23 protein-coding genes and 1 pseudogene are annotated in these 21,627 nt (G+C 61.6%); 13 read left to right on the top strand and 11 right to left on the bottom strand.

From position 1 onward, the window contains the following. From KH208_RS11270 to KH208_RS11305, 8 genes and pseudogenes are all read right to left on the bottom strand, one after another. A pseudogene (locus KH208_RS11270) lies at positions 1-128 on the bottom strand (IS481 family transposase); the annotation flags it as partial. A 57-nt stretch (positions 129-185) separates the two neighbouring features. Next, positions 186-497 (bottom strand): pseudouridine synthase, encoded by a 312-nt coding sequence (locus KH208_RS11275; RefSeq protein ID WP_291436353.1) that lies wholly within the window; start codon positions 495-497, stop codon positions 186-188. Positions 498-683: 186 nt separating this feature from the next. Continuing rightward, positions 684-1,310: a tetratricopeptide repeat protein gene (locus tag KH208_RS11280; protein WP_291436355.1), complete on the bottom strand. Its 627-nt coding sequence runs from the start codon at positions 1,308-1,310 to the stop codon at positions 684-686. Continuing rightward, positions 1,307-1,699 (bottom strand): hypothetical protein, encoded by a 393-nt coding sequence (locus tag KH208_RS11285; protein ID WP_008686099.1) that lies wholly within the window; start codon positions 1,697-1,699, stop codon positions 1,307-1,309. The genes KH208_RS11280 and KH208_RS11285 overlap by 4 nt, the downstream gene beginning before the upstream one ends. A 97-nt stretch (positions 1,700-1,796) precedes the next feature. Continuing rightward, entirely contained in the window at positions 1,797-2,465 is a 669-nt protein-coding gene (locus tag KH208_RS11290) for a YkgJ family cysteine cluster protein (protein WP_291436358.1), read from the bottom strand. 498 nt (positions 2,466-2,963) lie between these two features. Continuing rightward, positions 2,964-3,152, bottom strand: a complete 189-nt coding sequence (locus KH208_RS11295; protein WP_008686096.1) for a ferredoxin — start codon at positions 3,150-3,152, stop codon at positions 2,964-2,966. A 189-nt stretch (positions 3,153-3,341) separates the two neighbouring features. Next, a complete protein-coding gene (locus KH208_RS11300; RefSeq protein WP_291436360.1) occupies positions 3,342-4,724 on the bottom strand; it encodes a trypsin-like peptidase domain-containing protein in 1,383 nt (460 codons plus the stop codon). 2 nt (positions 4,725-4,726) lie between these two features. Then, positions 4,727-4,969: a hypothetical protein gene (locus KH208_RS11305; protein WP_291436362.1), complete on the bottom strand. Its 243-nt coding sequence runs from the start codon at positions 4,967-4,969 to the stop codon at positions 4,727-4,729. Positions 4,970-5,148: 179 nt separating this feature from the next. Between KH208_RS11305 and cobT the strand changes: the two genes are divergently transcribed. From cobT to KH208_RS11320, 3 genes are all read left to right on the top strand, one after another. After that, positions 5,149-6,273 carry a nicotinate-nucleotide--dimethylbenzimidazole phosphoribosyltransferase gene (cobT, locus tag KH208_RS11310; protein ID WP_291436363.1) on the top strand — a complete coding sequence of 375 codons (1,125 nt, stop codon included), beginning with the start codon at positions 5,149-5,151 and terminating at the stop codon, positions 6,271-6,273. Further along, a complete protein-coding gene (locus tag KH208_RS11315; protein WP_291436364.1) occupies positions 6,274-7,239 on the top strand; it encodes an ABC transporter ATP-binding protein in 966 nt (321 codons plus the stop codon). Positions 7,240-7,306: 67 nt separating this feature from the next. Further along, positions 7,307-8,275 (top strand): radical SAM protein, encoded by a 969-nt coding sequence (locus KH208_RS11320; protein WP_291436366.1) that lies wholly within the window; start codon positions 7,307-7,309, stop codon positions 8,273-8,275. Positions 8,276-8,522: 247 nt separating this feature from the next. Here the strand turns inward: KH208_RS11320 and speA are convergent, their stop codons facing one another. Further along, positions 8,523-10,439 carry a biosynthetic arginine decarboxylase gene (gene speA / locus KH208_RS11325; protein WP_291436368.1) on the bottom strand — a complete coding sequence of 639 codons (1,917 nt, stop codon included), beginning with the start codon at positions 10,437-10,439 and terminating at the stop codon, positions 8,523-8,525. 453 nt (positions 10,440-10,892) lie between these two features. Between speA and KH208_RS11330 the strand changes: the two genes are divergently transcribed. Beyond that, on the top strand, positions 10,893-11,987 hold the full coding sequence (locus tag KH208_RS11330) for an efflux RND transporter periplasmic adaptor subunit (RefSeq protein WP_291436370.1): 1,095 nt from the start codon (positions 10,893-10,895) through the stop codon (positions 11,985-11,987). Positions 11,988-12,031: 44 nt separating this feature from the next. Here KH208_RS11330 and KH208_RS11335 read toward each other — a convergent pair whose 3' ends face one another. Beyond that, positions 12,032-12,661: a YigZ family protein gene (locus KH208_RS11335; protein ID WP_291436371.1), complete on the bottom strand. Its 630-nt coding sequence runs from the start codon at positions 12,659-12,661 to the stop codon at positions 12,032-12,034. Continuing rightward, positions 12,661-13,179 (bottom strand): cupin domain-containing protein, encoded by a 519-nt coding sequence (locus KH208_RS11340; RefSeq protein WP_291436372.1) that lies wholly within the window; start codon positions 13,177-13,179, stop codon positions 12,661-12,663. Before KH208_RS11340 ends, KH208_RS11335 begins: the two co-directional genes overlap by 1 nt. A 276-nt stretch (positions 13,180-13,455) precedes the next feature. Between KH208_RS11340 and KH208_RS11345 the strand changes: the two genes are divergently transcribed. The 9 genes from KH208_RS11345 to KH208_RS11385 all read left to right on the top strand — a co-directional run. Continuing rightward, positions 13,456-13,959, top strand: coding sequence for a rubrerythrin family protein (locus KH208_RS11345; RefSeq protein WP_008686080.1), 504 nt, complete (start codon positions 13,456-13,458; stop codon positions 13,957-13,959). Between the two features lie 486 nt (positions 13,960-14,445). Then, positions 14,446-15,774, top strand: a complete 1,329-nt coding sequence (locus KH208_RS11350; RefSeq protein WP_291436373.1) for a S41 family peptidase — start codon at positions 14,446-14,448, stop codon at positions 15,772-15,774. Positions 15,775-15,777: 3 nt separating this feature from the next. After that, entirely contained in the window at positions 15,778-17,151 is a 1,374-nt protein-coding gene (locus KH208_RS11355) for a divergent polysaccharide deacetylase family protein (protein ID WP_291436374.1), read from the top strand. Between the two features lie 28 nt (positions 17,152-17,179). Beyond that, positions 17,180-17,599: a nucleoside-diphosphate kinase gene (ndk, locus tag KH208_RS11360; protein WP_291436375.1), complete on the top strand. Its 420-nt coding sequence runs from the start codon at positions 17,180-17,182 to the stop codon at positions 17,597-17,599. A 4-nt stretch (positions 17,600-17,603) separates the two neighbouring features. Continuing rightward, positions 17,604-18,410 (top strand): pyrroline-5-carboxylate reductase, encoded by an 807-nt coding sequence (proC, locus tag KH208_RS11365; RefSeq protein ID WP_291436376.1) that lies wholly within the window; start codon positions 17,604-17,606, stop codon positions 18,408-18,410. A gap of 216 nt (positions 18,411-18,626) precedes the next feature. After that, positions 18,627-19,790, top strand: a complete 1,164-nt coding sequence (locus KH208_RS11370) for a site-specific integrase (protein ID WP_291436377.1) — start codon at positions 18,627-18,629, stop codon at positions 19,788-19,790. A gap of 372 nt (positions 19,791-20,162) precedes the next feature. Beyond that, on the top strand, positions 20,163-21,050 hold the full coding sequence (locus KH208_RS11375; protein WP_291436378.1) for a Rha family transcriptional regulator: 888 nt from the start codon (positions 20,163-20,165) through the stop codon (positions 21,048-21,050). A gap of 1 nt (position 21,051) precedes the next feature. Beyond that, entirely contained in the window at positions 21,052-21,381 is a 330-nt protein-coding gene (locus KH208_RS11380; protein WP_291436379.1) for a conjugal transfer protein TraJ, read from the top strand. Then, on the top strand, positions 21,378-21,627 hold a 250-nt coding region (locus KH208_RS11385), incomplete at its 3' end, for a hypothetical protein (protein WP_291436380.1). The genes KH208_RS11380 and KH208_RS11385, both read left to right, overlap by 4 nt.

Genomic DNA, 21,627 nt, shown 5'->3' on the forward strand with positions numbered 1-21,627 from the left:
CATTTCGCAATGGTTTTGATGTTTACGCCATAGCGTTGGGCAAGAGTCATCAGACTTTCTTGACTATTTTGTATCTCTCGACGCACTTCCGGAGTCGTTTTGGCGCGAGCATGGAGCATATGGCCCATAAATCTTCCCTCCCGAGTTGGCTATAACATATACCATTACTCAAAGGGACTAAACACCTAGTCCAGCAGGCCCAGGAGACGCGCCACCCGTTGTTCGTTGAGGCCGGAATGGACTTCAATCAGTTCCCGGCTCTGCTGCACGGCTTCTTCTTCCACCTGGGCCAGAGTCTGGCGTACTTCCTCGGAGTTGGGCATATGCGGAGTGAGCGGGGCGCTTTCCTCCAGAGAGGGCAGAACCGGGGCGGCGGCTTCGGCGCTTATGCCTTCGGGCTCAGCCGGACGGGCGGGCAACATGGCGTTGACCCGTTCCTGAAAGGTGGGAAAATGCGGCCCCAGATCATTATTGCGAAAGCGGAATTCCAGTTCCATGCGTATGCTCCTTGCTTTGGTTCCGCATAACGGCCTGCATCCGCATGGCTGTTATGCGGCGGCGTCGCGGCCCGGGGCGAACCCGGAGTCCGGGCGCGAAAAAACGCGGACGGTGGAAAAATTGACCGCCCGCGTTTTTATAAGCAAAAAATATGCCGCTGGTTACGGAATGCGTCCGCACCCGGTTCACTTCCTGTGGGGCTTCAGTTCCTCCAGGAAGCCCTCCGACACCTCGAAGCCCAGTTCGCGCGCCTTGTCCGCGGCTTCCACGGCCTGCTCGTATTCCTTGAGGTCAAAGAGAGCCAGGGCCAGATTGTTCCAGGCCGGGGCAAAGCCCGGCTCCTGGGCCAGCAGCTCCCGGCAGGCTTCCACGGATGCCTTGAAGTCGCCCTTCATGTAATAGGCCGTGGCCAGGGCGTTTTTGGCCTGGATGAACTTGGGATCCCATTTCAAGGCCTTGCGCAGAGCCGCGATGGCCTTGTCCGGCTCGCCGCGCTGCAGATGCACGAAGGCAATGTTGCTCCAGGGAATGGGAAATTTGGCCCGGCAGTTGGCGGCTTCCTCATTATAGTGCAGGCAGCCTTCCAGATCGCCGCGTTCCAGGCAGATGCCGCCCAACTGCACATAGGCTTCGGCCAGATGCGGCGAATTGCGCACCGCATTGAGCAACGCTTCCTCGGCGGCCACAAAATCACGCTTGCTCAGCAGGGCCAGACCCAGGTTGTAGTAGTGTGTCGCGCATTGCGCGTTGGCTTCGATTTCCTTTTTGAGGTCCGCGATATATTCGTCCAGGTCGTCGTAACGCTCTTTCATGCGATATGCCCTTCTTTTTTCAAAAGATCATGGTACCAGAGGCAGAAGTCGAAAATGCCCTGGTATTTTTCATCCTTGTTGACCACGCCCAAGGCGCATTCCATGGCGCCCTTGCCGTAGTCGTTGCTGTACGGCCCTTTCCGGGCCGCTTCGCGCAGAAATTCATTGACCAGCTGCTGGGTGGTGCGTTTGCTCACATCCATGCGCAGGTCCAGAGGATCGTTGGGCTTCTGGAACGGGTCCCAGTTCTCGTAACCGATACGGTCCACAAACTTACGACGGCGCGGATTCATTTTTTCGTAAATCTCGCGTTTGAGCTTTTCCTGCTCGTCCGTCAGCGCCTGCGGTGTGCCGTCGCGGAAAACAGTGGCGGGGATGCTGTCAAACATGAGGAACGCCTCGGCCTGTTTCTGGTTCGTCAGCGTGGGCGCTACATTCTTGCCGCACGCCGGTTCCGGGCAGAAATTCCGGAATTTTTATCCGGAATCATTCTTCGGGCTTGGCCTTGCCGATGCCCAGATAGGCTTCATCGTAGCGGGTGATCAGGGCCATGGAAAGAGGCACGTACACCTCGTGCAGCTCCGAGAAACGAGATTCCACGGTCCGGGCCACCTCCCGACTGAGTTCCTCCAGCCGGGCCTGGATTTTGTCCAGATGCACGGTGGGGTAGGCCTTGCCCTTCTCAAAGGCCGAAAAGCCGCAGACGTGCCCATGCCCGCCGATGGCCGTGGGTACGCCGTACAGGCGGCAGGTGATGGGCCGGGCCTCGTAGAGCAGGCAGCGGTCCTCCCCGTCCAGCAGCGGGCAGCGCAGCCGGATCTGGGCGGCGCGGGCCATAAGGGCCTCCGGGCTTTCTCCGTCCTTTTCGGCGCGAAAGAGTTCCCGCTTCAGGCGGGTGAGGCGGCGGTCGGTTTCCGACGCGCGGGTGAGAATGGCCGAACGCTCGGGCCCGTGGGCAAAGGCCGCCTCAAAGGCCCGGTTCAGAGACATGGCTTCCACCAGCGAAAGATCGAATACGGCGTGACAGCAGTCGCTGCAGCCTTCCTTGCAGGTCACGCAGCCGGACTGCGTTTCGCGCACCCGCGCGAACAGGACGTCGGCCTCGGCCCGCAGGTTTTCATAGCGGGAAAATATGGGACTCAGATCAGGGATCATTATTATACCTGGCGTAGTTCGCGCGGAAGCGAAGCTGCCCCCGCGCGGGCGTTGTGCTCAATCATGGCGGCGTCAGCCGCCGGCAGCGGTATCAGGAACCATGCCGCGTGCCGCCTGCCGGCTTTTTCCATTGCGCGGGAACGGCCGCGTTAAAGGCGAGTCCGCCTTGCTTGCGCGCGGGACTCCCCATGCCGGGCCGTCGGGGCATTTTCCCCGCGAGAGAGCAGGCCCGGGCAGCGGGACGGATTACAACAGTGCCGCCAGACGCGCACACGCCCGGCGGCACTGTGGAAAGAATACAAGTTCTGTGAACGGATCAGCCGCGTGCCGTGCGGGCATCACGCTGTCGGCTCGGGAAACATTGAGTAATGAACATTTTTGTTCTCTGCCAGGGAAGGCGAACACCGGACGGAACGAAGTGTATCAAGACATACATGAGTTTCGCACGGGATGAGCCTGACGCGGGCAGGGGACAAAAGATCGTTAATCAGTGTTTTCCTAGGCCTCTTCGACAGTGATGGCGCTGGCTTCACAGACTTCCACACAGGATTCACAGCCGAGGCATTCTTCAGCGTTCACGGGTTCGGACTTGCCGTCTTTGATTTCATAGACTTCCACAGGGCAAACGTCCACGCATTCGCCGCAACCCACGCACTTGTCGTTATCAACACTCACATTGTAGCCCATTGTTTCCTCCCAAAGTAACTTTGTGTCCTGCCGGATGCAGGCCGCGGCTGAACGCCGCTTGTGAAATGGATAGCGTCAGCCCCCCGCCCTGTCAAGTGCCTCCGGCCTTTTTGCCCGGCCCGGCCTGAACTGCGGGTTCGCCATACAAATAAGGCTGTTGCGCAGTCTGGCAAGAGCACGCGGACGGCCCTAAAGCACAAGACGCGCGTAATAGCCCCGGTTGCCGCGCACCACCTGTAAAAGCACCTGTCCGGCCAGGCGTTCCTTGCGGAAGGCCTGGAGCAGTTCGCTCATATTCTTGACGCGCATGCCGCCGACTCCGGCGATCAGATCGCCCTTGCGCAGAAAGGCGGCCGGGCCGTCCGGGCGGACGTTCTGGATGACCAGACCCTGTTTGTCTTCCCGTACGGCAAGGCCCCAGCGCCGTTCCATGAGCTTCCGGGCCGTGGCGTCCTCAAAGGGCGCGGGCGTCATGCTCAGCGCAAGCACTTTTTCGCCCCGGCGCAGGCTGAGGCGCAGGCTTTCGCCGCCGGTCTGGTTGCGCAGCACATTGATGTAATCCCGCCGGTCGCGCACGGGCGAGGCATTGATGCTTTCAATGATGTCGCCGGGTTCGATCCCCGCCTTGGCTGCGGGCGTGCCTTCAAACACCGCGCCCACCAGCACGCCGCGCGCTTCCTTGAGCCCCAGGGCCATGGCCATGCGGCTGTCCAGGTCCTCGGCCATGAGCCCCAGCCAGAGCGGGGCCACGCGGCCCTGGCCCATGAGGTCGGCCATGACCCGGCGGGCCTTGTTGATGGGAATGGCAAAGCCGATGCCCTCGGCGCGGGCGTCCACTGCGGTGTTGATGCCGATGAGGCTGCCCTCGATGTTCAGCAGCGGGCCGCCGCTGTTGCCGGGATTAATGGCCGCGTCCGTCTGGATCAGATCCGTGAACACGCCGCCGTCGTTGCGGATGGTCCGGCCCAGGGCCGAAACCACGCCCGTGGTCACCGTATGGTTGAAGCCGAAGGGATTGCCGATGGCAATGACCGTCTCGCCGGGCATGATGTCGGCGGAGTCGCCCAGACGCACGGCGGGCAGATCATGCGCGTCCTTGATTTCCAGCACCGCGATGTCGAAATCCGGTTCCGCGCCCTTGACCGTGGCGGGGAATTCACGCCCGTCCAGCAGGTGAACCATGACTTCGTCGCCGCCGGCAATGACGTGGGCGTTGGTCAGCACCAAGCCCTTGCGGCCGTCCACAATGACGCCGGATCCCAGGCTGACGCGTTTCCGCTTCCGGGGCTGCGCGCCGAAGCCGTCGGAATCCGGAAAGCCGGGTCCGAAGCCGGGTCCGAAAAAACGCTCCAGCGGGGAGGCGCGGTGCCCCTCGATAATATGAGTGCTGGTGATGTTGACCACCGCCGGGGCCACGGCCTGCACGGCGCGGACCACGGGGGTGAGGCGGGGGCTGTCCGGCGCTGGCGCGGCCTGGGCTTCCCGGACGACCTGTCCGGGAAGCCCGGCCAGCAGGCAGACGAAGAGGAAAAGGAGAAACCTACGGACGCTCTGAACTGCACAGTTCGGCATGATTACCTTCCGCAATACGTTTCACCGCGCGGTATATTCTGCCCCGGCGCGGCGGGAAGCACTGCCGCCACGGGCCGCGTCAGGGCCGCATCCGCGCGCTGCTCGGCCTGAACCGTGGCGGGCCCGGCGCTTTCGTGCGCGGCCGTGGCCAGCGCGCCCCTGATGGGCAGGCCCACAAGGGCGGTCAGCAGGCAGAACAAAAAGAAAAGGGCGGCCCGGCGGGCGTTGCGATATATATTGTACATAGTTCACCTCGTAAAGTCTCGCCGTCCGTATGACGCATGCGGGACGGCGGTTTGGGCGGTCTGTCCGGAAAATCCGGAATTACAGACTTATTTACTAGGTAATCATCGTGGCCGACTTGTAAAGGAAGCAGTGGGCAATGGTCCTTGCGCCGTCGTCCCGGACAGGCTACAAACCGCCGATGGACAAGAAAATCAGTTTTACGTCGGCGGAGCTGGAAGCGCTTTTCCCCGGACTGCGCATTGAGGCCGTGCGCCGGGAAGATCTGGACGCGGCCCAGGCCCATCTGGACAACCTGACCAAGCCGCGCGGCAGCCTGGGACGGCTGGAAGAACTGGCCGCCCGCTTGTACGCCATGAGCGGGGGGCGGCTGCCCCTTTCGGTCAGTCCGGCCCTGATGCTGACCGTGGCCGGAGACCACGGCGTGGCCGCCCAGGGGGTTTCGCCTTTTCCCCAGGCCGTGACCAGGCAGATGGTCATGAATTTCTGCAACGGCGGAGCGGCGGTCAACGTGCTTTGCCGTTGCGGCGGTCTGGACCTGCGGGTGGTGGACGCCGGTTGCGCGGGCGGCCCGTTTGCGCCGCATCCCATGCTTCTGGACCGCCGCCTGGGCGACGGCACGGCGGATATGAGCCGGGGCCCGGCCATGAGCCGCGAAACCTGCCTGCACGGCTTGCGGCTGGGTCTGGAGCTGGCCGCTGTTGCGGCCCGTGAGGGCTACCGCTGCCTGGGCACGGGCGAGATGGGCATCGCCAATTCCACGGCGGGCACGGCCCTGTACTGCGCCTTGCTGGGCCTGGAACCCGAAGATATCACCGGCCCCGGCGCGGGTTCCGATCCGGCCATAGTCCGGCACAAGGCGGGCATTGTGCGCGAGGCCCTGCGCGTCAACGCCGTCGCCTTGGCCTCCGGCGATCCGGTAACTATTCTGGCCGCCGTGGGCGGCTTTGAAATCGCAATCATGAGCGGCATCATGCTGGGCGCGGCCGCGCAGCGCCTGCCCGTGCTGGTGGACGGCTTTATTTGCAGCGCGGCCTATGTTGCGGCCCTGGCGATCTGTCCGGACCTGGCGGGATATGCCGTGCTGTCCCACGCCTCGGCCGAACCGGGCCACGGCCCGGCGCTGGCCCGCCTGGATAGCGGAATGTCAGGCGGGATGTCCGGCGAACCCCTGCTGCACCTGGGCATGCGCCTGGGCGAGGGCACGGGCGGGGCCCTGGCCTGCCACCTGTTGCGCTGCGCGGCGGCCGTCTATAATGATATGGCGACCTTCAGTTCGGCGGGCGTCGAGGAGAGGACGGCGTAAATGGGGGAGAACACGACTTCCGCAGCCCCGCTGCTCGCCCTGGAGGACGTGAGCCGCCGTTTTCTGGTGCGGCGCGGCTGGTTCGGTGAGCCGCAACAGCTTACCGCCGTGGATGGGGTGAGTCTCGGCCTGCGCCGGGGGGAAAGCCTCGGATTGGTGGGCGAATCCGGCTGCGGCAAATCCACACTGGGCCGCCTGGCCTGCGGCCTGCTCACGCCCTCGGAAGGGCGGGTGCTGCTGGAGGGCAGGGAGTTGCCCCCGGCGGGTGCGGCCAGCTGGGCCGCCGGGCGGATTCAGATGGTTTTTCAGGATCCCTTTTCCTCGCTCAACCCGCGCCTTTCCGTGCGCGCCTCCGTGGCCGAGCCTCTGGCGGCCCGGGATATGCCCCGCGCAAAACGCCGCCGCCTGGCCGATGAAATGCTCGCCACCGTGGGCCTGGAAGGCACGGGCGGGCGTTATCCGCATGAGTTTTCCGGCGGCCAGCGCCAGCGCATTGCCGTGGCCCGGGCCCTGATCACCAGACCGGACGTGGTCATCTGCGACGAGCCGGTTTCGGCCCTGGACGCTTCGGTGCAGGCGCAGGTGCTCAACCTGCTGCGCGATGGGCAGGAGCGTTTCAGCCCGTCCTATCTTTTCATTTCGCACGATCTGGCGGTGGTGGGCTTTATCTGCCCGCGCATTCTGGTCATGTATCTGGGCCAGGTGGTGGAGGAAGCCCCGCGCGAGCGCCTGTTCGCGGGCGCGGCCCATCCTTACAGCCAGGCCCTGCTGGCCGCCATGCCCACCGGCGACGGAGAAAGCCGCCTGCCCCGGATTCTGGAAGGCGAGCTGCCCAGTCCGCTCAATCCGCCCGCGGGCTGCCGCTTTCATCCGCGTTGCCCCAAAGCCGTGGATATCTGCCGCCGCGAGCCCCCGGCCTGGAAGGAACTTGCCCCCGGCTGGCGGGCGCGCTGCCATCTGTTGTGAGCACGGGACAGGCCCGGGCCGGACGCTCAAAGGTTTCCGGCCCGGCAGCCCAAAGAGTGGGTGCGCCATGAAATTCTGTCTGAATCTCTGCAATGACATTAATTTTGAGCCGGATGCGGTGCAGCCCTGCTGCAACGTGCACGCCATTGCCGTGCCGCGTTTTCCCTTTACGGGCGGCAGGCTGGATATGGCCGCCTATGCCGAGCATATTCAGAATGTCGCGAAACGATTGCAGAGCGGAGGCGCATTGTGCCGGGGCTGTCCGGAATGTATCGAGATCGACACGCCGCAGGGTTCCGTCGCGCGGCTGTTGTTCAGGTCGGTCAGCATCAATATGCACAGGCATTTGTGCAATTGCCGATGCGTGTATTGCGATTTGTGGCGAGGCCACGGCGCGGGCTACGCCATTCTGCCTGTGCTCCGGAGCCTTGAAGAGCAGAAGGTCTTGCGCCGGGATTGCCTTTTCAGCTGGGGCGGCGGCGAACCGGGCATTCTGCCGGACTTTGAGGAAGCCAGCCGATGGATTCTGCATAACGGCCGGCCGCAATACGTGCATACCAATGCCTTGCGCTTTTCCCCGGCCATTGCCGCTCTGCTGCGGGACGGCAAGGGCGGCGTCAACGTCAGCCTGGACAGCGCCTCGCCGGAAGTCTACCGGGCGGTCAAGGGCGTGGACGGTTTCACACGGGTGACCGCCAATATTGAACGCTACCGGGCGGCGGCCCGCGAGGCCGGGCTCATCCATCTCAAGTACATCATTTTTGAAAAGAACAACGCCGTCGCGGAACTGGAGCGCTTTTTCGCTCTTTGCCGGGCGCTGGACATTACCTCCGTGCAGTTTTCCCTTAATTTTCAGGAACTGAACGGCACGGGGCCCGCCCCCAAGACGCTGCTCGGCGCGGCTTTTTTCCGGCACCGGGCCGCGTCGCTGGGCATGGCCTGCGTGCCGTTCTTTATTCCCAAGCGTTGGTTGTCCGTCATTGACGAACTGGAGCAGCGGCATTTTTCCGGAGCCGTGGAGCGCTCTTTGCCCTAGGCTCAGCCCTTATTAAAACGTCGTCCGCGAAAAGCTGAATTTTTTCGGGCAGCAAGGCGCAAAGGAGAAATTGAGCGAAGCCGTATTGAACATACCGCGAGGTCAATTTCTTTTTTGCCACGCCGCTGTAGGGAAAAAGGCGGCTTTGCAGCGGGCGCTTTGATGCGGGCTGAGCCTAAACACAAGGAAGCCCCGCCGGCAGCGGGGCTTCCTTGTGTCCTGTTAAACCAGGCGCTGCCGGACAGGCCTACCTTTCAAAATAGGTATAGCCGCGCAGGCCGTCCTCAAAAGCCTGCATGACGGCAAAGCGCTCGCTGGGCGAGATGCGGCCCTGGCGCACGGCCTGCTCGGCGGTGCTGCGCAGATCCTCCAGGATGCGGCGCGGGTCATATTCCACGTAGCTCAGGATGTCGGCCACGGAATCGCCGCGGATTTCGCGCACATATTCATAGCTGCCGTCGTCCGAGGCCCGGATGGAGACCACATTGGTGTCGCCCATCAGATTGTGCAGATCGCCCAGGGTTTCCTGATAGGCTCCCACCAGAAAGACGCCCAGATAGTATTCCTCGCCGTCGCGCAGGGGATGCAGGTCCAGGGTGGATTTCATGCCCTGCGGGTCGATGAAGTGGTCGATGCGGCCGTCGGAATCGCAGGTGATGTCCGAAATAATGCCCTGGCGCGAGGGGAATTCCTTGAGCCGGTGTATGGGCATGATGGGAAAGAGCTGGTCAATGGCCCAGGAGTCGGGCAGGGACTGGAACACGCTGAAATTGCCGTAATAGATGTCCGCCAGGCTCACGTCGATGTCCGCCAGATCGCGGGGCACGTTTTTGAGCCGGGTTTTTTCCTGGGCGATGCGCATGATGATGGCCCAGAAGAAGCGTTCGGCCAGGGTGCGCTGGCGCAGATTGACCCGGCCCGTGGAAAAGAGCTGGCGCATTTCGTCGCGGTAATAAATGGCGTCGTTGTAGCATTCCTGAAGATTGCGCAGGGAAATGCCGGACAGAACCTCGCGCAGGTTGCGCACCGGTTCCGGCGCGTCCTCGGGCAGTTCGTCGGGCAGCTGCACTTCCTCCACCACGCTCACGTCCAGAATATTGAAGAGCAGCACGGAATAATAGGCCACCGTGGCCCGGCCCGACTCGGTGATGATGTGCGGATGCAGCACCTGCTGCTCGTCCAGGATGCTCATGATGGCTTCCACCACGTCAGCGCAGTATTCGTCCAGGTTGTAGTTGCGCGAGGAAATGTAATTGGTGTGCGAGCCGTCGTAGTCCACGGCCAGACCGCCGCCCAGGTCCAGATAGCCCATGGGCGCGCCTTCCTGCACCAGACCCACGTACAGGCGCGCGCCTTCCATGACCCCGGTGCGGATGTCCCGGATGTTGGAGACCTGCGAACCCAGGTGATAGTGCAGCAAACGGAAGCAGTCCAGCATGTCGTGGGTCTTGAGGGTGTCCACCACGTCCACGATCTGGGCCGGGGACAGGCCGAAGGTGGAACGCTCCCCGCCGGAATCCGTCCAGTGGCCGCCCGCCTTGACCGCCAGCTTGGCCCGTACCCCGATATTGGGGCGCACGCCCAGAGCCTTGGCGCGCTCCAGCAGCACGTCCAGCTCGCCGGGCATTTCCAGCACGAAAAAGACGTTGAAACCCAGGCGCAGGGCCTGGAGGCCCAGGTCGATGAATTCCGCGTCCTTGTAACCGTTGCAGACAATGCAGGCCTCGGTGTCGCGCATCAGGGAGACGGCGGCGATGAGCTCGGCTTTGGAACCCACTTCCAGGCCATGATGATAGCGGGCGCCGAACTGGGCGATTTTTTCCACCACCTGCTGCTGCTGGTTGACCTTGATGGGGAACACGCCCCGGTACTCGCCGGTGTAATTCAGGGTTTTAATGGCCTTGCGGAAGGATTCGTGGATACTGGTAATGCGCGAATCCAGAATATTTTCCACCCGCAGCAGCACGGGCATGTCGTAACCGCGCTCATGCAGACCGGCGATGATTTCCGGCAGGGGAATCTGGGGGCCCTTGGGGCCCTGCGGGCAGACGACCACTTCGCCCGCGTCCGAAACATTGAAGTAGCCGGCGCCCCAGTTGCGGATGCCGTAAAGTTCGATGGAATCTTCCACCCGCCACTGTTGCAATGCGCGGTTTTTGGCCAACGTGTTCTCCTTGGATGCCGCCGCCCGGCGGGAAACAATGAGGGCATGCGCCCCGAAGCGGCGTCATTATGCCGTGAAAACGCGCAAAGTCAATGTTTACGGGCGCTGCGGCCCCGGGGTGCCCCGGGCCCTCCCGTCAGGGCAATCGTATGAATGCTTCAATAGCCGGGTATTCATTTGCTTTCATTAAGTGAGTCTTCCTTCCTTATTCCCGCGAACGCAGCCGATAACGCCGCCCGCGCGGAAAAGGCGGATTTTGTAAAATAACCGCAAAGTTAGCGCAAGCCTGCCGCGAGAGTATTTTTCTTTTTAGCTCTGTTCATGCGATTGCCCTGCCGTTCCCGTAACGTCCTCTTGACGAAGCGCGGGGCATGATTCACTTTCAGCAAATGACCGGACCGGCGCGCGGCTGATGCTGACGCGCGCTTCCACGCACCTGTTTCGGGGACGATCATGAAGCATTTTTCGCGCTGGTGTCTGATCCTGCTGCCGTTGCTGACGGCCCTTCTGAACGCCTGTTCCGGCGACGACGGCAAGACCGTCGGCCCGCCGCCCGCTCCCGTGCATGTGCGGAGCGTGGCGCGCGCCGACGTGCCGCGCCTCTTGCACGTGGTGGGCAATGTCAAAGCCTCGGCCACGGTGGGAGTCAAGCCCCGCGTCACGGGAGAAATCCAGGAAGTCCATTTCAAGGAAGGCCAGGACGTGCGGGCAGGGGAGCCCCTGATCAGCATCGACCCGCGCCCCTTTGAGGCCGCCCTGCGCGAAAAGCGCGGTTTGCTGGCAAAATCCCAGGCCCAGCTGAGCAAGGCCAGCGACGACATGCGCCGCTACGGCAAGCTGGTGGGCGGCGGCTATGTGAGCCGCGAGGCCTATGAGCAGACCGCCACCGAGGCGGCGGCCCTCAAGGCTACGGTGCAGTCGGACAAAGCGGCTGTGGAAAGCGCGGCCCTGGACCTTTCCTACTGCATGGTGACCGCGCCCATCAGCGGCCGGGTCGGCGCGCTCAATGTGGACAAGGGCAATATGATCAAGACCACGGACGACACGCCCATTGTGACCATCGACACCCTTTCGCCCATTTATGTGAATTTTTCCGTGCCCGAGGTCCATCTGCCGGTGATTCTGGAGCGCATGCGCCGGGGGAGCGTGTCCATCACGGCCACGCCCGCGGGCGGGACAGTGGAAAACGGCCTGCTGACCCTGGTGGACAACAGCGTGGACACGCGCACCGGCACCATTCGTTTGCGCGGTACCTTTGAAAATGAGGACCGCCGCCTCTGGCCCGGCCAGTTCGTGGAAGTGGAACTGCCCCTGGGCGTGGCCCCCAAAGCCCTGACCGTGCCCAGTCGCGCCGTGCAGTCCGGCCGCGAGGAATCCTATGTCTATCTGGTGGATAAGGACAGTCGCGCCGTCTACCGCAAGATCAAGGTGCTTTTCGAGCATCAGGGAATCAGCGTTGTGGAAGGCGAACTGGCCGAGGGCGACCGGGTGGTGGTGGACGGCCAGGTGCGTCTGGTGCCGGGGCTGGCGGTGCATATCCAGGAATAACCGGTGCCCGCAGTGCAACCGGCGCGGCTGCGGTCGGGGAAGGACTATCCGTCTTCCCTGACCCGGCAGATGGCCGCGCCGTTGCTCATTCCGGCCACGGCCTCAAGGAAAGCCGCCAGATGCTCTTCCGGCAGGCTCACCCCCAGACCGGCAGCGGCGTGATAATCCTCATCCGTAATCCGGGCCTCAAACGTCGGCAGCAGGCGGCGCAGCCCATCCAGATGGGCGTATTCCAAGGTGATATCGAGATGGGCCAGGGGCACCTGTTCGGCCAGTGCCAGTGTGGCCAGATTTTCGCGCACCGAATCCTGATAGGCCCGCACCAGGCCGCCGGTGCCAAGCTTGACGCCGCCGAACCAGCGCGTCACCACCACGCAAATTTCTCCGATGCCGCAGTGCAGCAACACCTGCAGCATGGGCCGCCCGGCCGTGCCGTGGGGTTCGCCGTCGTCGGAAGAGCCGATCCGGGCGGTCTGCCCCGGCGCGCCCGCCGCGTAGGCCCAGCAGTTATGGGTGGCGTCGGCATTGGCGCGGCGGATGGATTCCACAAAGGCTCGTGCCGCCTCCGGACCCGGCGTGTGGGCGCACTGGGCCAGAAAACGGCTGCGGCGGATGAGCAGCTCCGTGCGGTGGGGCCGGTCCGGACCGGCGGCGGGAATGGGGTAGCGCGTCATCAGTCCGCTTCGCTGTCTTTTGCCGGGCAGAATTCGCGGATGCAGGCCGCGGCCGCGGGAAAGGTCGCCAGCAGCTCTTTTCTGCGGCCCAGCTTCAGGTCCGCGAAGTCAAAGCCCGGCGACACGGTACAGCCCGCCAGGGAAAAGCCGGAACCGGGGCTGGGCGTGGCCCCGAACCAGAAGCCGGCGGGCACGGCGTACTGGAGGTGCTGGCCGTCCAAAGGATTCTGCCCCAGCAGAACTTCCCGCGCAGTGCCGTCCGGCCCCAGCAGAGCCAGACGCAGGGGGCCGCCCAGATAAAAATGCCAGATCTCGTCCTGCCGGATGCGATGCAGGCGGGAATAGCCGCCTTCGCGCAACAGGAAGAGGATGGCCGTGCCGAACGGGCGCGGCCCGGCAAAGTCCGGCGGCAGGGCAGCCTGAGGAATAGTGCCGCTGCTGCAATACGTACGGCGGTAAAAACCGCCTTCCGGATGGGGGACAAGCGCGAAATGGGCGATCAGCTCTTCTGGGTTCATCGGAATTTCAGTAGCGTGCAATGCCGCCAAGGGCAATGGGAAAATAGTCTTTCTTTTTTTCGTCCGGGCTCGCGTGGGAGGGCGAAATACGGGGCTGGAAAGCCGTAATGAAATGATTTTTATAAAATTGTATTATATTAATAGGTTATATGATTCTTCCAAATTTTTTCGGGGAAATGCACAGAAAAGGCTTTACAAGGCGAACGGCTTTCTATAAACAGGAATCGTTCGCATTAATGGAAACAATAAACTTCAGATACGCAAAAGGAGCAAACAATGAGCAAGACCCAGGAAAATTTGATGGCCGCTTTCGCCGGCGAGTCCCAGGCCAACCGCAAATATCTTGCTTTCGCCCAGGTGGCCGACAAGGAAGGCCTGCCCCAGGTCGCCAAGCTGTTCCGCGCCGCCGCCGCCGCTGAAACCATTCACGCCCACGCGCATCTCAAGAATGCGGGCAAGATCGGCGACACGGCCGCCAACCTGCAGTCCGCTCTGGAAGGCGAGACCTACGAATTCACCAAGATGTATCCCGAAATGATCAAGGATGCCGAGGCCGAGGGCAAGACCGCCGTTGCCAAGTATTTCGAATTCGCCAACAAGGTGGAAGAAGTGCATGCCAACCTCTATAAGAAGGCCATTGCCAATCCTTCCGCTCTTGCCAATGTGGACTATTACGTCTGCAAGATCTGCGGCTATACCCACGAAGGCCCCTGTGAAGCCTGCCCCGTGTGCGGCGCGGGCGCGGCGGCTTTCTTCAAAGTGGAAGAATGCTGCAAATAACCGATCCCGCGCGCCGCTTCATGCCGCTTTGGGGGCGGCATTGACGCCGGATGCGCGACTGTGATGGTTGGAGGGGCCGCCGTAAGGCGGCTCCTTTGTCATTTGACATTCCGGGGCCGCGATGCTCCCGGAAAGGCGAGCCTCGATTCCGCAGCATGGAGTGAGCGTTTGAAATAGGATACGTTTCAAACGCTATGCCGCCCGCGTACCGCGGAAGCGACAGCCGTTGGCGAGTCTTCGAGCCGTATGGATTCGATGCGCGTAGCCCTTGCGGGCGGGCACGGCTGCGCCGCCTCCGGCGCGCTGTCCGCGGCATTGCATTTTGGCCTGAAAAGAGTCAGTATCCGCATGGCGTTTTGCAGCCATCAGCGCTTTTGGCGCGGTTATACCAACATCAACGGCGGCGGCGCGGGCGTCCGCCCGCACTCCGGACCCCCGGACTCGTTCCGGGAAACCGGGCATGCGCAGCGCCGCGGAGGCCTTCTTATGCGCGTTTTTGTCCGTTCCTGCATTCTTGCATTGCTTCTGGCTTTGTGCGGCCTGACCGCAGCCCAGGCCGCCTCCGCGCCGGAGGCCAAAAAAGAGCCCGCCAAGGAAGCTCCCAGCAAATTCGAAGCCTTGAAGCGTTTCAGCCAGGTGCTTGATCTGGTGGAGCGCTATTACGTGAAGGATGTGACCCAGAACGACCTGATCAATGGGGCCGTCAAGGGCTTGCTGCAGGGGCTCGACCCGCACTCCACCTTCATGAATGCCGAAGAATACAAGGAAATGCAGGAAACCACCTCCGGCGAATTCTATGGGGTGGGCATTGAAATTTCCATGGAAAACGGTCAGGTCGTGGTGGTCACGCCCATTGAGGACACCCCGGCTTTCCGTGCCGGACTTCAGTCCGGCGACGTGATTCTGTCCATCAACGGCCAGGCCACGCAGGAACTTTCGCTGCAGGAAGTGGTGTCGCGCATCCGTGGGGCCAAGGGCACGGATGTGGAACTGACCATTCTGCACAGCGATGCCAAGACGCCGCAGACCGTGCGCATCGTGCGCGACGCCATCCCCCTGATCAGCGTCAAGTCCAAGAAGCTGGAAGACGGCTACTACTGGGTGCGCCTGACCCGTTTCTCCGAACGCACCACCGAGGAACTCAAGGACGCGCTCAAGGATGCGGCCAAGGAAAGCAAGGCCACGGGCGGGCTCAAGGGCATTGTGCTGGATCTGCGCAACAATCCCGGTGGACTGTTGGACCAGGCGGTCAGCGTGTCCGACACTTTCCTGGACAAGGGCGTGATCGTTTCCATCAAGGGCCGCCGGGACAGCACGGACCGCGTTTATGAGGCCAAAAAGCAGGCCGACGACGTACGCGTGCCCATGGTGGTGCTGGTCAACGCCGGTTCGGCCTCGGCCTCGGAAATCGTGGCCGGCGCGTTGCGCGACCAGAAGCGCGCCCTGATTCTGGGCGAACGCTCCTTCGGCAAGGGCTCGGTGCAGAATATCATTCCCCTGTCCGACGGGTCCGGCCTCAAGCTCACGGTAGCCCTGTATTACACGCCCAACGGCAGTTCCATCCAGGCTGAGGGCATCGTGCCCGATCTGGAAGTGGTTTTCGAGCCGCCGCGTACCGACGACAAGGACAATCCCCGCTTCCTCCTGCGCGAACAGGATCTCAACCGCCATCTGGAAAACGGCAAGGATAAGAAGGGCGGCCAGGGCAAGGTCAAGAAGGACGAAGGCAAGGAGCAACTGGCCCGTGACAATCAGTTGCGCATGGCCCTCCAGATCGTGAAGAGCCTGCCCAAGATGCGGGAGATCAGAAACTAGGCCGTGTCCCGATCCCTTGAAGGGGCGGGCTCCGCGAGACGGCATACGTTCGGCGTGCACAATAAGGGAACAGATACCGGCCCCCTGACCGGACCTGTGGGGTCCGGCGGGGGGCCGCGTGCTTCCACCCGCCTGGGACTGGGCGGTCTGGTCTGGCTGCTGTGCTCCCTGGCCTTTTCGCTCTGGCTGGCTAACGGGTCCATGTCGCCGGAGAATTTTTCCGGTTCCGCAGGCCCCGCGTCGTTGCTCCCGCGCGTCGGCGGAGGCCGGGACGCGTCCGAGGGGCCGGAGGCGCGGGCCGAACGGATTATGCTGGCCCGCCTGGACGCCCTGGTCATCCAGACGCTGCCTCTGGCTCTGCCTTTCGCCCGCTGGCAGCGCGAAGAAGGGCTGCCGCTGGAGCCTGGGGGGGCGATTATCCGCGCTTACCGGGTTACAGGGCCTTGCGCGCCGTTGCGCCTGGGCGTGGCCCTGTTGGAAAAACTGCGCCCCGCCGCAGATCCGGATTTCCCCCCTCTTTCCGCCGTTGATCCGGAGCGTTTACGCCCCCGCCTTGCCTGGACGGACCAGGGCGCGCTGGAGATCCGCCTGAACGGGCGGCTGACGCATCGTTTTCATTTTCCCGGCAAGGAACGGGCTCTGGCGGATCTGGCCCGACCTTTGCCTCAGGCCGCCCTGATTCTGGTCATCGATGATCTGGGGCAGAGTCTGGAGCCCGCCGAGGATCTGGCCGCCTTGCCCTTTCCCGTGGCTCTGGCCGTCTGGCCGCACGCGCCCAGGGCGGGAGCGACGGCCGATCTGGCCGGACAGATGGGCCTGGATTGCCTGGTGCATCTGCCCTTGGAGCCTCTGCCCCGCTCCGACGGCTTCCGCCCCAGGCCGGGTCCGGGTGCCCTGTTCGCGGATATGAGCCCGCACGCTCTGGCCTCCGTGCTGGAACCGGATCTGGCGGCGTTGCCCACGGCGCTGGGCCTGAACAACCATATGGGTTCCCGTTTCACGGGCAGCGCCGCCGCCTGCCGCCTGCTCTGCGCGCAACTGGCCGGGCGCGGTTTTTTTGTGCTGGACAGCCTGACCCAGCCCCATTCCCGGCTGGCGGAGGAAGCCCGCGCCGCCGGGCTGGTCAGCGCGGCCCGGGCTGTTTTTCTGGATACGCGCCGGGACGTTTCCGCCGTGCTGGCCGCCTTGGACGCGGCGGCGGCCAGAGCCCGCAGCGCCGGTTTCGCCGTCGCCATCGGCCATCCGTACGCGGAAACGCTGAGCGCCCTGCGCCGCTGGCAGGACAGGGCCGGTGTCGCCGTGCTGCCTCTGCGCCGCTTGGTCTGGCACCTGGCACAGCTTCAGACGCGGGACGGCGCGCGCGCCGACAGCCGTTGATTTTCACACATAAAACCAAGGAGCGGACATGCTGCAAACCACTCTTGCCATCATCAAGCCGGACGCCGTGGCACGCGGCCTTGCCGGGGAAATTCTGGCCGCCGTGGAAGCCGAGGGCCTCCGTCCCGTAGCTCTGAAAATGCTGCGTTTGAGCAAGGCCCAGGCCCAGGGTTTTTACGCCGTGCACAAGGAGCGCCCCTTTTTTGAAAGCCTTACGGACTATATGTCTTCCGGGCCGGTCGTTTGCGCGGCCTTGCGCGGCGAGGACGCGGTGGCCCGCTACCGGGCGCTGATGGGCGCCACAAATCCGGCCCAGGCCGAGCCCGGCACCCTGCGCCGCAAATACGGACAGAGCCTTGAGGCCAACGCTGTGCATGGTTCCGACTGCCCGGAAAACGCCGCTGTTGAGCTGGCATATTTCTTCAATGCCTTGGAAATGACGGAGTAAACATATGAGCAGAACAATCGGCTGCATTGGCTGCGGCAATATGGGCGGGGCCATTCTGGCCGGTTTCGCGGACAGGCTGGGGGACAAGGGCTATAGCTTCTGCGGCTATAACCGCACGCCGGAACGTATGCGCCCCCTGGCTGAAAAAGGCGTGCGGGTCATGCCCGACGTTCTGGAAACAGCGCGCAAATCCGATGTGCTGGTGCTGGCGGTCAAGCCTTACCAGGCTGCCGCTGTGCTGGAGGAAATGCGTCCGGCCCTCGACGGCGGCAAGGTGCTGGTTTCCGTGGCGGCGGGCGTGAGCCTGAAAAGCCTGCGCGAAGCCGTGGGCGGGCAATGCCCGGTAGTCCGCTGCATGCCTAATACCCCGGCACTGGTGGGGGAGGGGGTTTTTGCCCTCTGTTTTGAGGACCCGGCACTGGACCGGGAAGGCAAACTCGAATTGCTGGAACTTTTCGGGGTCCTGGGCCTTTGCCTGGAAATGCCCGAAACCCGCTTTACCGCCTTTTCCGCGCTGATCGGCGCGGGCCCGGCCTATGTTTTCGAGATGATGCAGGGGCTGGTGCAGGCCGGGGTGACTTTGGGCTTTCAGCACAAGGAGGCCCGGCGCATGGTGGCCGCCCTGTTTGCCGGTTCGGCGCGCATGGCCGAGCAGAACCCCGCGCCGCTGATGCAGTTGCGTGACGAAGTCTGTTCGCCCGGCGGCCTGACCATCGCCGGGGTCAATCATCTGGACCGCGTGGGCCTGCCGGGCCAATTGGTGGACGCCGTGCTGGCCGCCGACGCGCGTGGCCGGGAGATGGAAAGCTGAATCCGCGAGCTCTGAGGCTTACGCGGACCATTAGAACATTTCACCTTTGAAATGTAAATACATCAAAAGAAGGGAGTGTTAACCTATTGAAAAAACGCTATTTAATTTTTAGTCGAAATTCTTTCTAAATTTTCTCTTGTTTCGCATCCGGAAATCAGCTTAATTTGAGGGCTACCACAATCTCCAAAAGCTAGCAAGCGGAAATGGGAGGCCCTCATGTCCGAGATTTCCCAGCCGACCGGAAAGCGTATCAAGACGCAGTATGTCGGCGTCTATTTCCGGTACGGGAAGAACCGCATGTGCCCGGACGGCAAGCCGGACAAGTGCTTTGACATCACCTACAAAGACACTAACGGAAAATTCATCTTCGAGAAAGTCGGCTGGCGCTCCGAAGGCTACACGGTTCAGGACGCCCTGGACCTGCGGGGGGAGCGTGTGCGCAAAATCCGCCATCCCGAACTGTTCGGAGAAACGCCGCCCCCTCCTCTACCCTCCGGCATAACGGTTGATGAAGCCTGGGCAGTATTTAAAAGAAACTGGCTGCCGAATCTGAAAGATCAGTATGTGGTGGAAAAGACGTATGAGCATCATATCCGGCCCCGTTTTGGGCATCAGTATATTCTTGCCCTCTCTGAGCTGGATATCGAGAATTTCAAACAGGAGCTATTGACCAGGGGCGGCAAGCAGGGCACGGCCTTGAAAGCCGCGACGGTGGCGAAAATCCTTTCCGATTTTAAAAGGATCGTCAGCAGGGCGTTCAAATGGAATCTTGTTGAGGGGAAAAATCCTCTTGCCGGGGTCACTGTAAAAAATGCTTTTGCAAAAAGGGAGCGGTATCTGACGCATAAGGAGGCTGAGCAGATTCTTGATGGGCTCAGCCTTGTGTCATGCAACCTTTACCACATAGCAAAGATTGCATTGTACACCGGGCTCAGACTTGGTGAAATCCTGAATCTACGCGGAAGCGACATCAATATCGCTCGGGGAATTATGCGCGTCAGAGACGGCAAGGCAGGCGAGCGAACCGCATATATTCCGAAAAACTTTGAAAATGACCTCAAGAAACTCATACCCGCCGACAATGCCGCGTTCCTGTTCACAGGCAGCAGAGGCCAGAAACTGGCCTGTAATGTCACATCCAACGCTTTCGCAAAGTTCATGGAAGAAACCGGCCTGAATGGCCCAGGCGTTGAGAGTGAACAAAAAATTGTCTTCCATACGTTCAGACACACATTTTGTTCCTGGCTGGCCATTGAGGGCGTGCCTTTGTTTACGATTGCCAGGCTGGCCGGGCACAAGACGATCAGCATGACCGAGCGGTACGCAAAGCTTTCTCCGGCGATCCAGCGGGAGGCGCTGGAACATCTTTCAGTAAAATAACGTGCTGGGAGGGCATCCTCCACTTCCGCTTTTCCCTTCATTAAATTGCAGCGTAGGCAGATGGACAAAAATCTCTGCCTACGTTTTTTGTGCCCGCGCCCCTATAGACCTTTAGCAACTCTTGTCAACTTTGGGCAGCTTTGAGCAGCTCTTGAAATCTTTGAACAACATTGAGCGACATTGAGCGACATTGGTTCACTTTGAAAATATTTTAAAAGTATACCAATGCTGATAATACTGTGCTATAGTTGTCAAAATCAAAAGAAGACAGGACAGGTAAAGTGGTACCACTTTACGTCCTGCCCCCTCAACGCCGGGGGTGGCTTGCTTATTCGCCTTCGGCTCAACGCTAAAAAGCAAGGAGCAAAAAACATGGAAGACAGCCAGAACAGCGAACAGGAAATCACCACGCAACCCATTGAAAACATTGTTGAGATTGACGACGGCAAGATGTTCACCACATCGCTGATCGTCGCCCAGGCCTTCGAGAAGGAGCACAAGGACGTGCTCAAAGCCATCTCCAATTTGGAGTGCTCGAAGGAGTTCCATGAGCGCAATTTTGCGCCAATGGTCTATGAGGCGGAAATCGGCAGCGGAGCCAAGCGAGAGTTCCCCGCTTACCGCCTGACCCGCGACGGCTTCGCGTTCCTGGCGATGGGCTTCACGGGCAAGAAGGCGGCGGCCTGGAAGGAAAAGTTCCTGGAGGCCTTCAATGCGATGGAAGCGGCGCTGCTGGCCAGACAGCCGGAAGAACCGAGGCCCATCCCGGGAGAAGAGAAGGAAGCCATATCCTCTAAGGAGCGTGGTCTTTTTTTCAGACCTCGGCGAAAAATATCCAAGGGCAACGTCAAAGCCGTGTATGGTTTGCTCCATATGGAATCATTTGTTCAAGAAATGACTTGGGATGAAGCGGTGGCGCGGTTTTGCCGGAAAATGCATATTGAAAGGATTGAGGATTTGCCCCAATCCGATTTCATGGAGGCCATTACCAATACTTTTAAAAAGCTCTTTTTCCTGCACACCTGGGAGCGTCAAGAGAGCGATCCGGCTTCAGGGGAGATGAGGGATGCTTTTCAGGGGATGCTGACTTTCTGGCGTCAGGTGACCGATTTCTCGGAGACAGATATTCGCAACTATATTCTTAACCGTTGTGGTGTGGATAGCCTGGACGACATTGTGAGCGAACGGGACACCCTCAAGGCTCTTTTCGTTCTTTGGGGAGGGATTGCCAATCATACGCTGACAGCGCAGGGCTGGTAGCATGTCGGAAGGTATGGAGAAGCCCAGGCGCACGGAACAGGTCAAGGCTTATGTGACGCCTGAAGAGTTCACTCTTATCATGGAGTCCAGTGAGCGGGCCGGGCTGAGCATGTCGGAGTTCGCCCGGCGCGTGTGTCTGGGCTTCCGGGTGGAGAGTCGGGAGGACCAGCAGGCCCGGCGGGAACTGCTGAAGGTCAATGCCGATCTGGGGCGGCTGGGCGGCCTGCTCAAGCAGAGCCTGGCCACGGGCCACAAGGAGCAGATTTACGGACTGCTCCATAAGATTGATCAGCTTCAGGCCAGCCTGAAGGCAAAGATCAGGGCATTATGATCAGTAAACGCATTCCGTGTGCGCCCCAAAATGATAACTACGCCCGGCTGGCAAATTACATTGCCGCCGGGCGTGAACATGATGTGCGGCAGGAGTTGAACGATGGGCAACGGCACTACGATCCGCAGCGCCACTTTGAAGCAGGTAAAGGCCTTGCCGGAAACCGCATGCGCAGGCTGTCCGAATGCCATCTGGCATCTTATTCTCAAGGGCAAAAAAGAGGAGTTGCGAGTTTTCTGTCTGTTG

The organism is Desulfovibrio sp. (genome assembly GCF_018379785.1).
Lineage (GTDB): Bacteria > Desulfobacterota > Desulfovibrionia > Desulfovibrionales > Desulfovibrionaceae > Desulfovibrio.

Coding starts and splice junctions, on each gene's coding strand:
- KH208_RS11275 (WP_291436353.1), bottom strand. CDS start 497: ATGGAACTGGAATTCCGCTTTCGCAATAATGATCTGGGGCCGCATTTT.
- KH208_RS11280 (WP_291436355.1), bottom strand. CDS start 1,310: ATGAAAGAGCGTTACGACGACCTGGACGAATATATCGCGGACCTCAAA.
- KH208_RS11285 (WP_008686099.1), bottom strand. CDS start 1,699: ATGTTTGACAGCATCCCCGCCACTGTTTTCCGCGACGGCACACCGCAG.
- KH208_RS11290 (WP_291436358.1), bottom strand. CDS start 2,465: ATGATCCCTGATCTGAGTCCCATATTTTCCCGCTATGAAAACCTGCGG.
- KH208_RS11295 (WP_008686096.1), bottom strand. CDS start 3,152: ATGGGCTACAATGTGAGTGTTGATAACGACAAGTGCGTGGGTTGCGGC.
- KH208_RS11300 (WP_291436360.1), bottom strand. CDS start 4,724: ATGCCGAACTGTGCAGTTCAGAGCGTCCGTAGGTTTCTCCTTTTCCTC.
- KH208_RS11305 (WP_291436362.1), bottom strand. CDS start 4,969: ATGTACAATATATATCGCAACGCCCGCCGGGCCGCCCTTTTCTTTTTG.
- cobT (WP_291436363.1), top strand. CDS start 5,149: ATGGACAAGAAAATCAGTTTTACGTCGGCGGAGCTGGAAGCGCTTTTC.
- KH208_RS11315 (WP_291436364.1), top strand. CDS start 6,274: ATGGGGGAGAACACGACTTCCGCAGCCCCGCTGCTCGCCCTGGAGGAC.
- KH208_RS11320 (WP_291436366.1), top strand. CDS start 7,307: ATGAAATTCTGTCTGAATCTCTGCAATGACATTAATTTTGAGCCGGAT.
- KH208_RS11330 (WP_291436370.1), top strand. CDS start 10,893: ATGAAGCATTTTTCGCGCTGGTGTCTGATCCTGCTGCCGTTGCTGACG.
- KH208_RS11335 (WP_291436371.1), bottom strand. CDS start 12,661: ATGACGCGCTACCCCATTCCCGCCGCCGGTCCGGACCGGCCCCACCGC.
- KH208_RS11340 (WP_291436372.1), bottom strand. CDS start 13,179: ATGAACCCAGAAGAGCTGATCGCCCATTTCGCGCTTGTCCCCCATCCG.
- KH208_RS11345 (WP_008686080.1), top strand. CDS start 13,456: ATGAGCAAGACCCAGGAAAATTTGATGGCCGCTTTCGCCGGCGAGTCC.
- KH208_RS11350 (WP_291436373.1), top strand. CDS start 14,446: ATGCGCGTTTTTGTCCGTTCCTGCATTCTTGCATTGCTTCTGGCTTTG.
- ndk (WP_291436375.1), top strand. CDS start 17,180: ATGCTGCAAACCACTCTTGCCATCATCAAGCCGGACGCCGTGGCACGC.
- proC (WP_291436376.1), top strand. CDS start 17,604: ATGAGCAGAACAATCGGCTGCATTGGCTGCGGCAATATGGGCGGGGCC.
- KH208_RS11370 (WP_291436377.1), top strand. CDS start 18,627: ATGTCCGAGATTTCCCAGCCGACCGGAAAGCGTATCAAGACGCAGTAT.
- KH208_RS11375 (WP_291436378.1), top strand. CDS start 20,163: ATGGAAGACAGCCAGAACAGCGAACAGGAAATCACCACGCAACCCATT.
- KH208_RS11380 (WP_291436379.1), top strand. CDS start 21,052: ATGTCGGAAGGTATGGAGAAGCCCAGGCGCACGGAACAGGTCAAGGCT.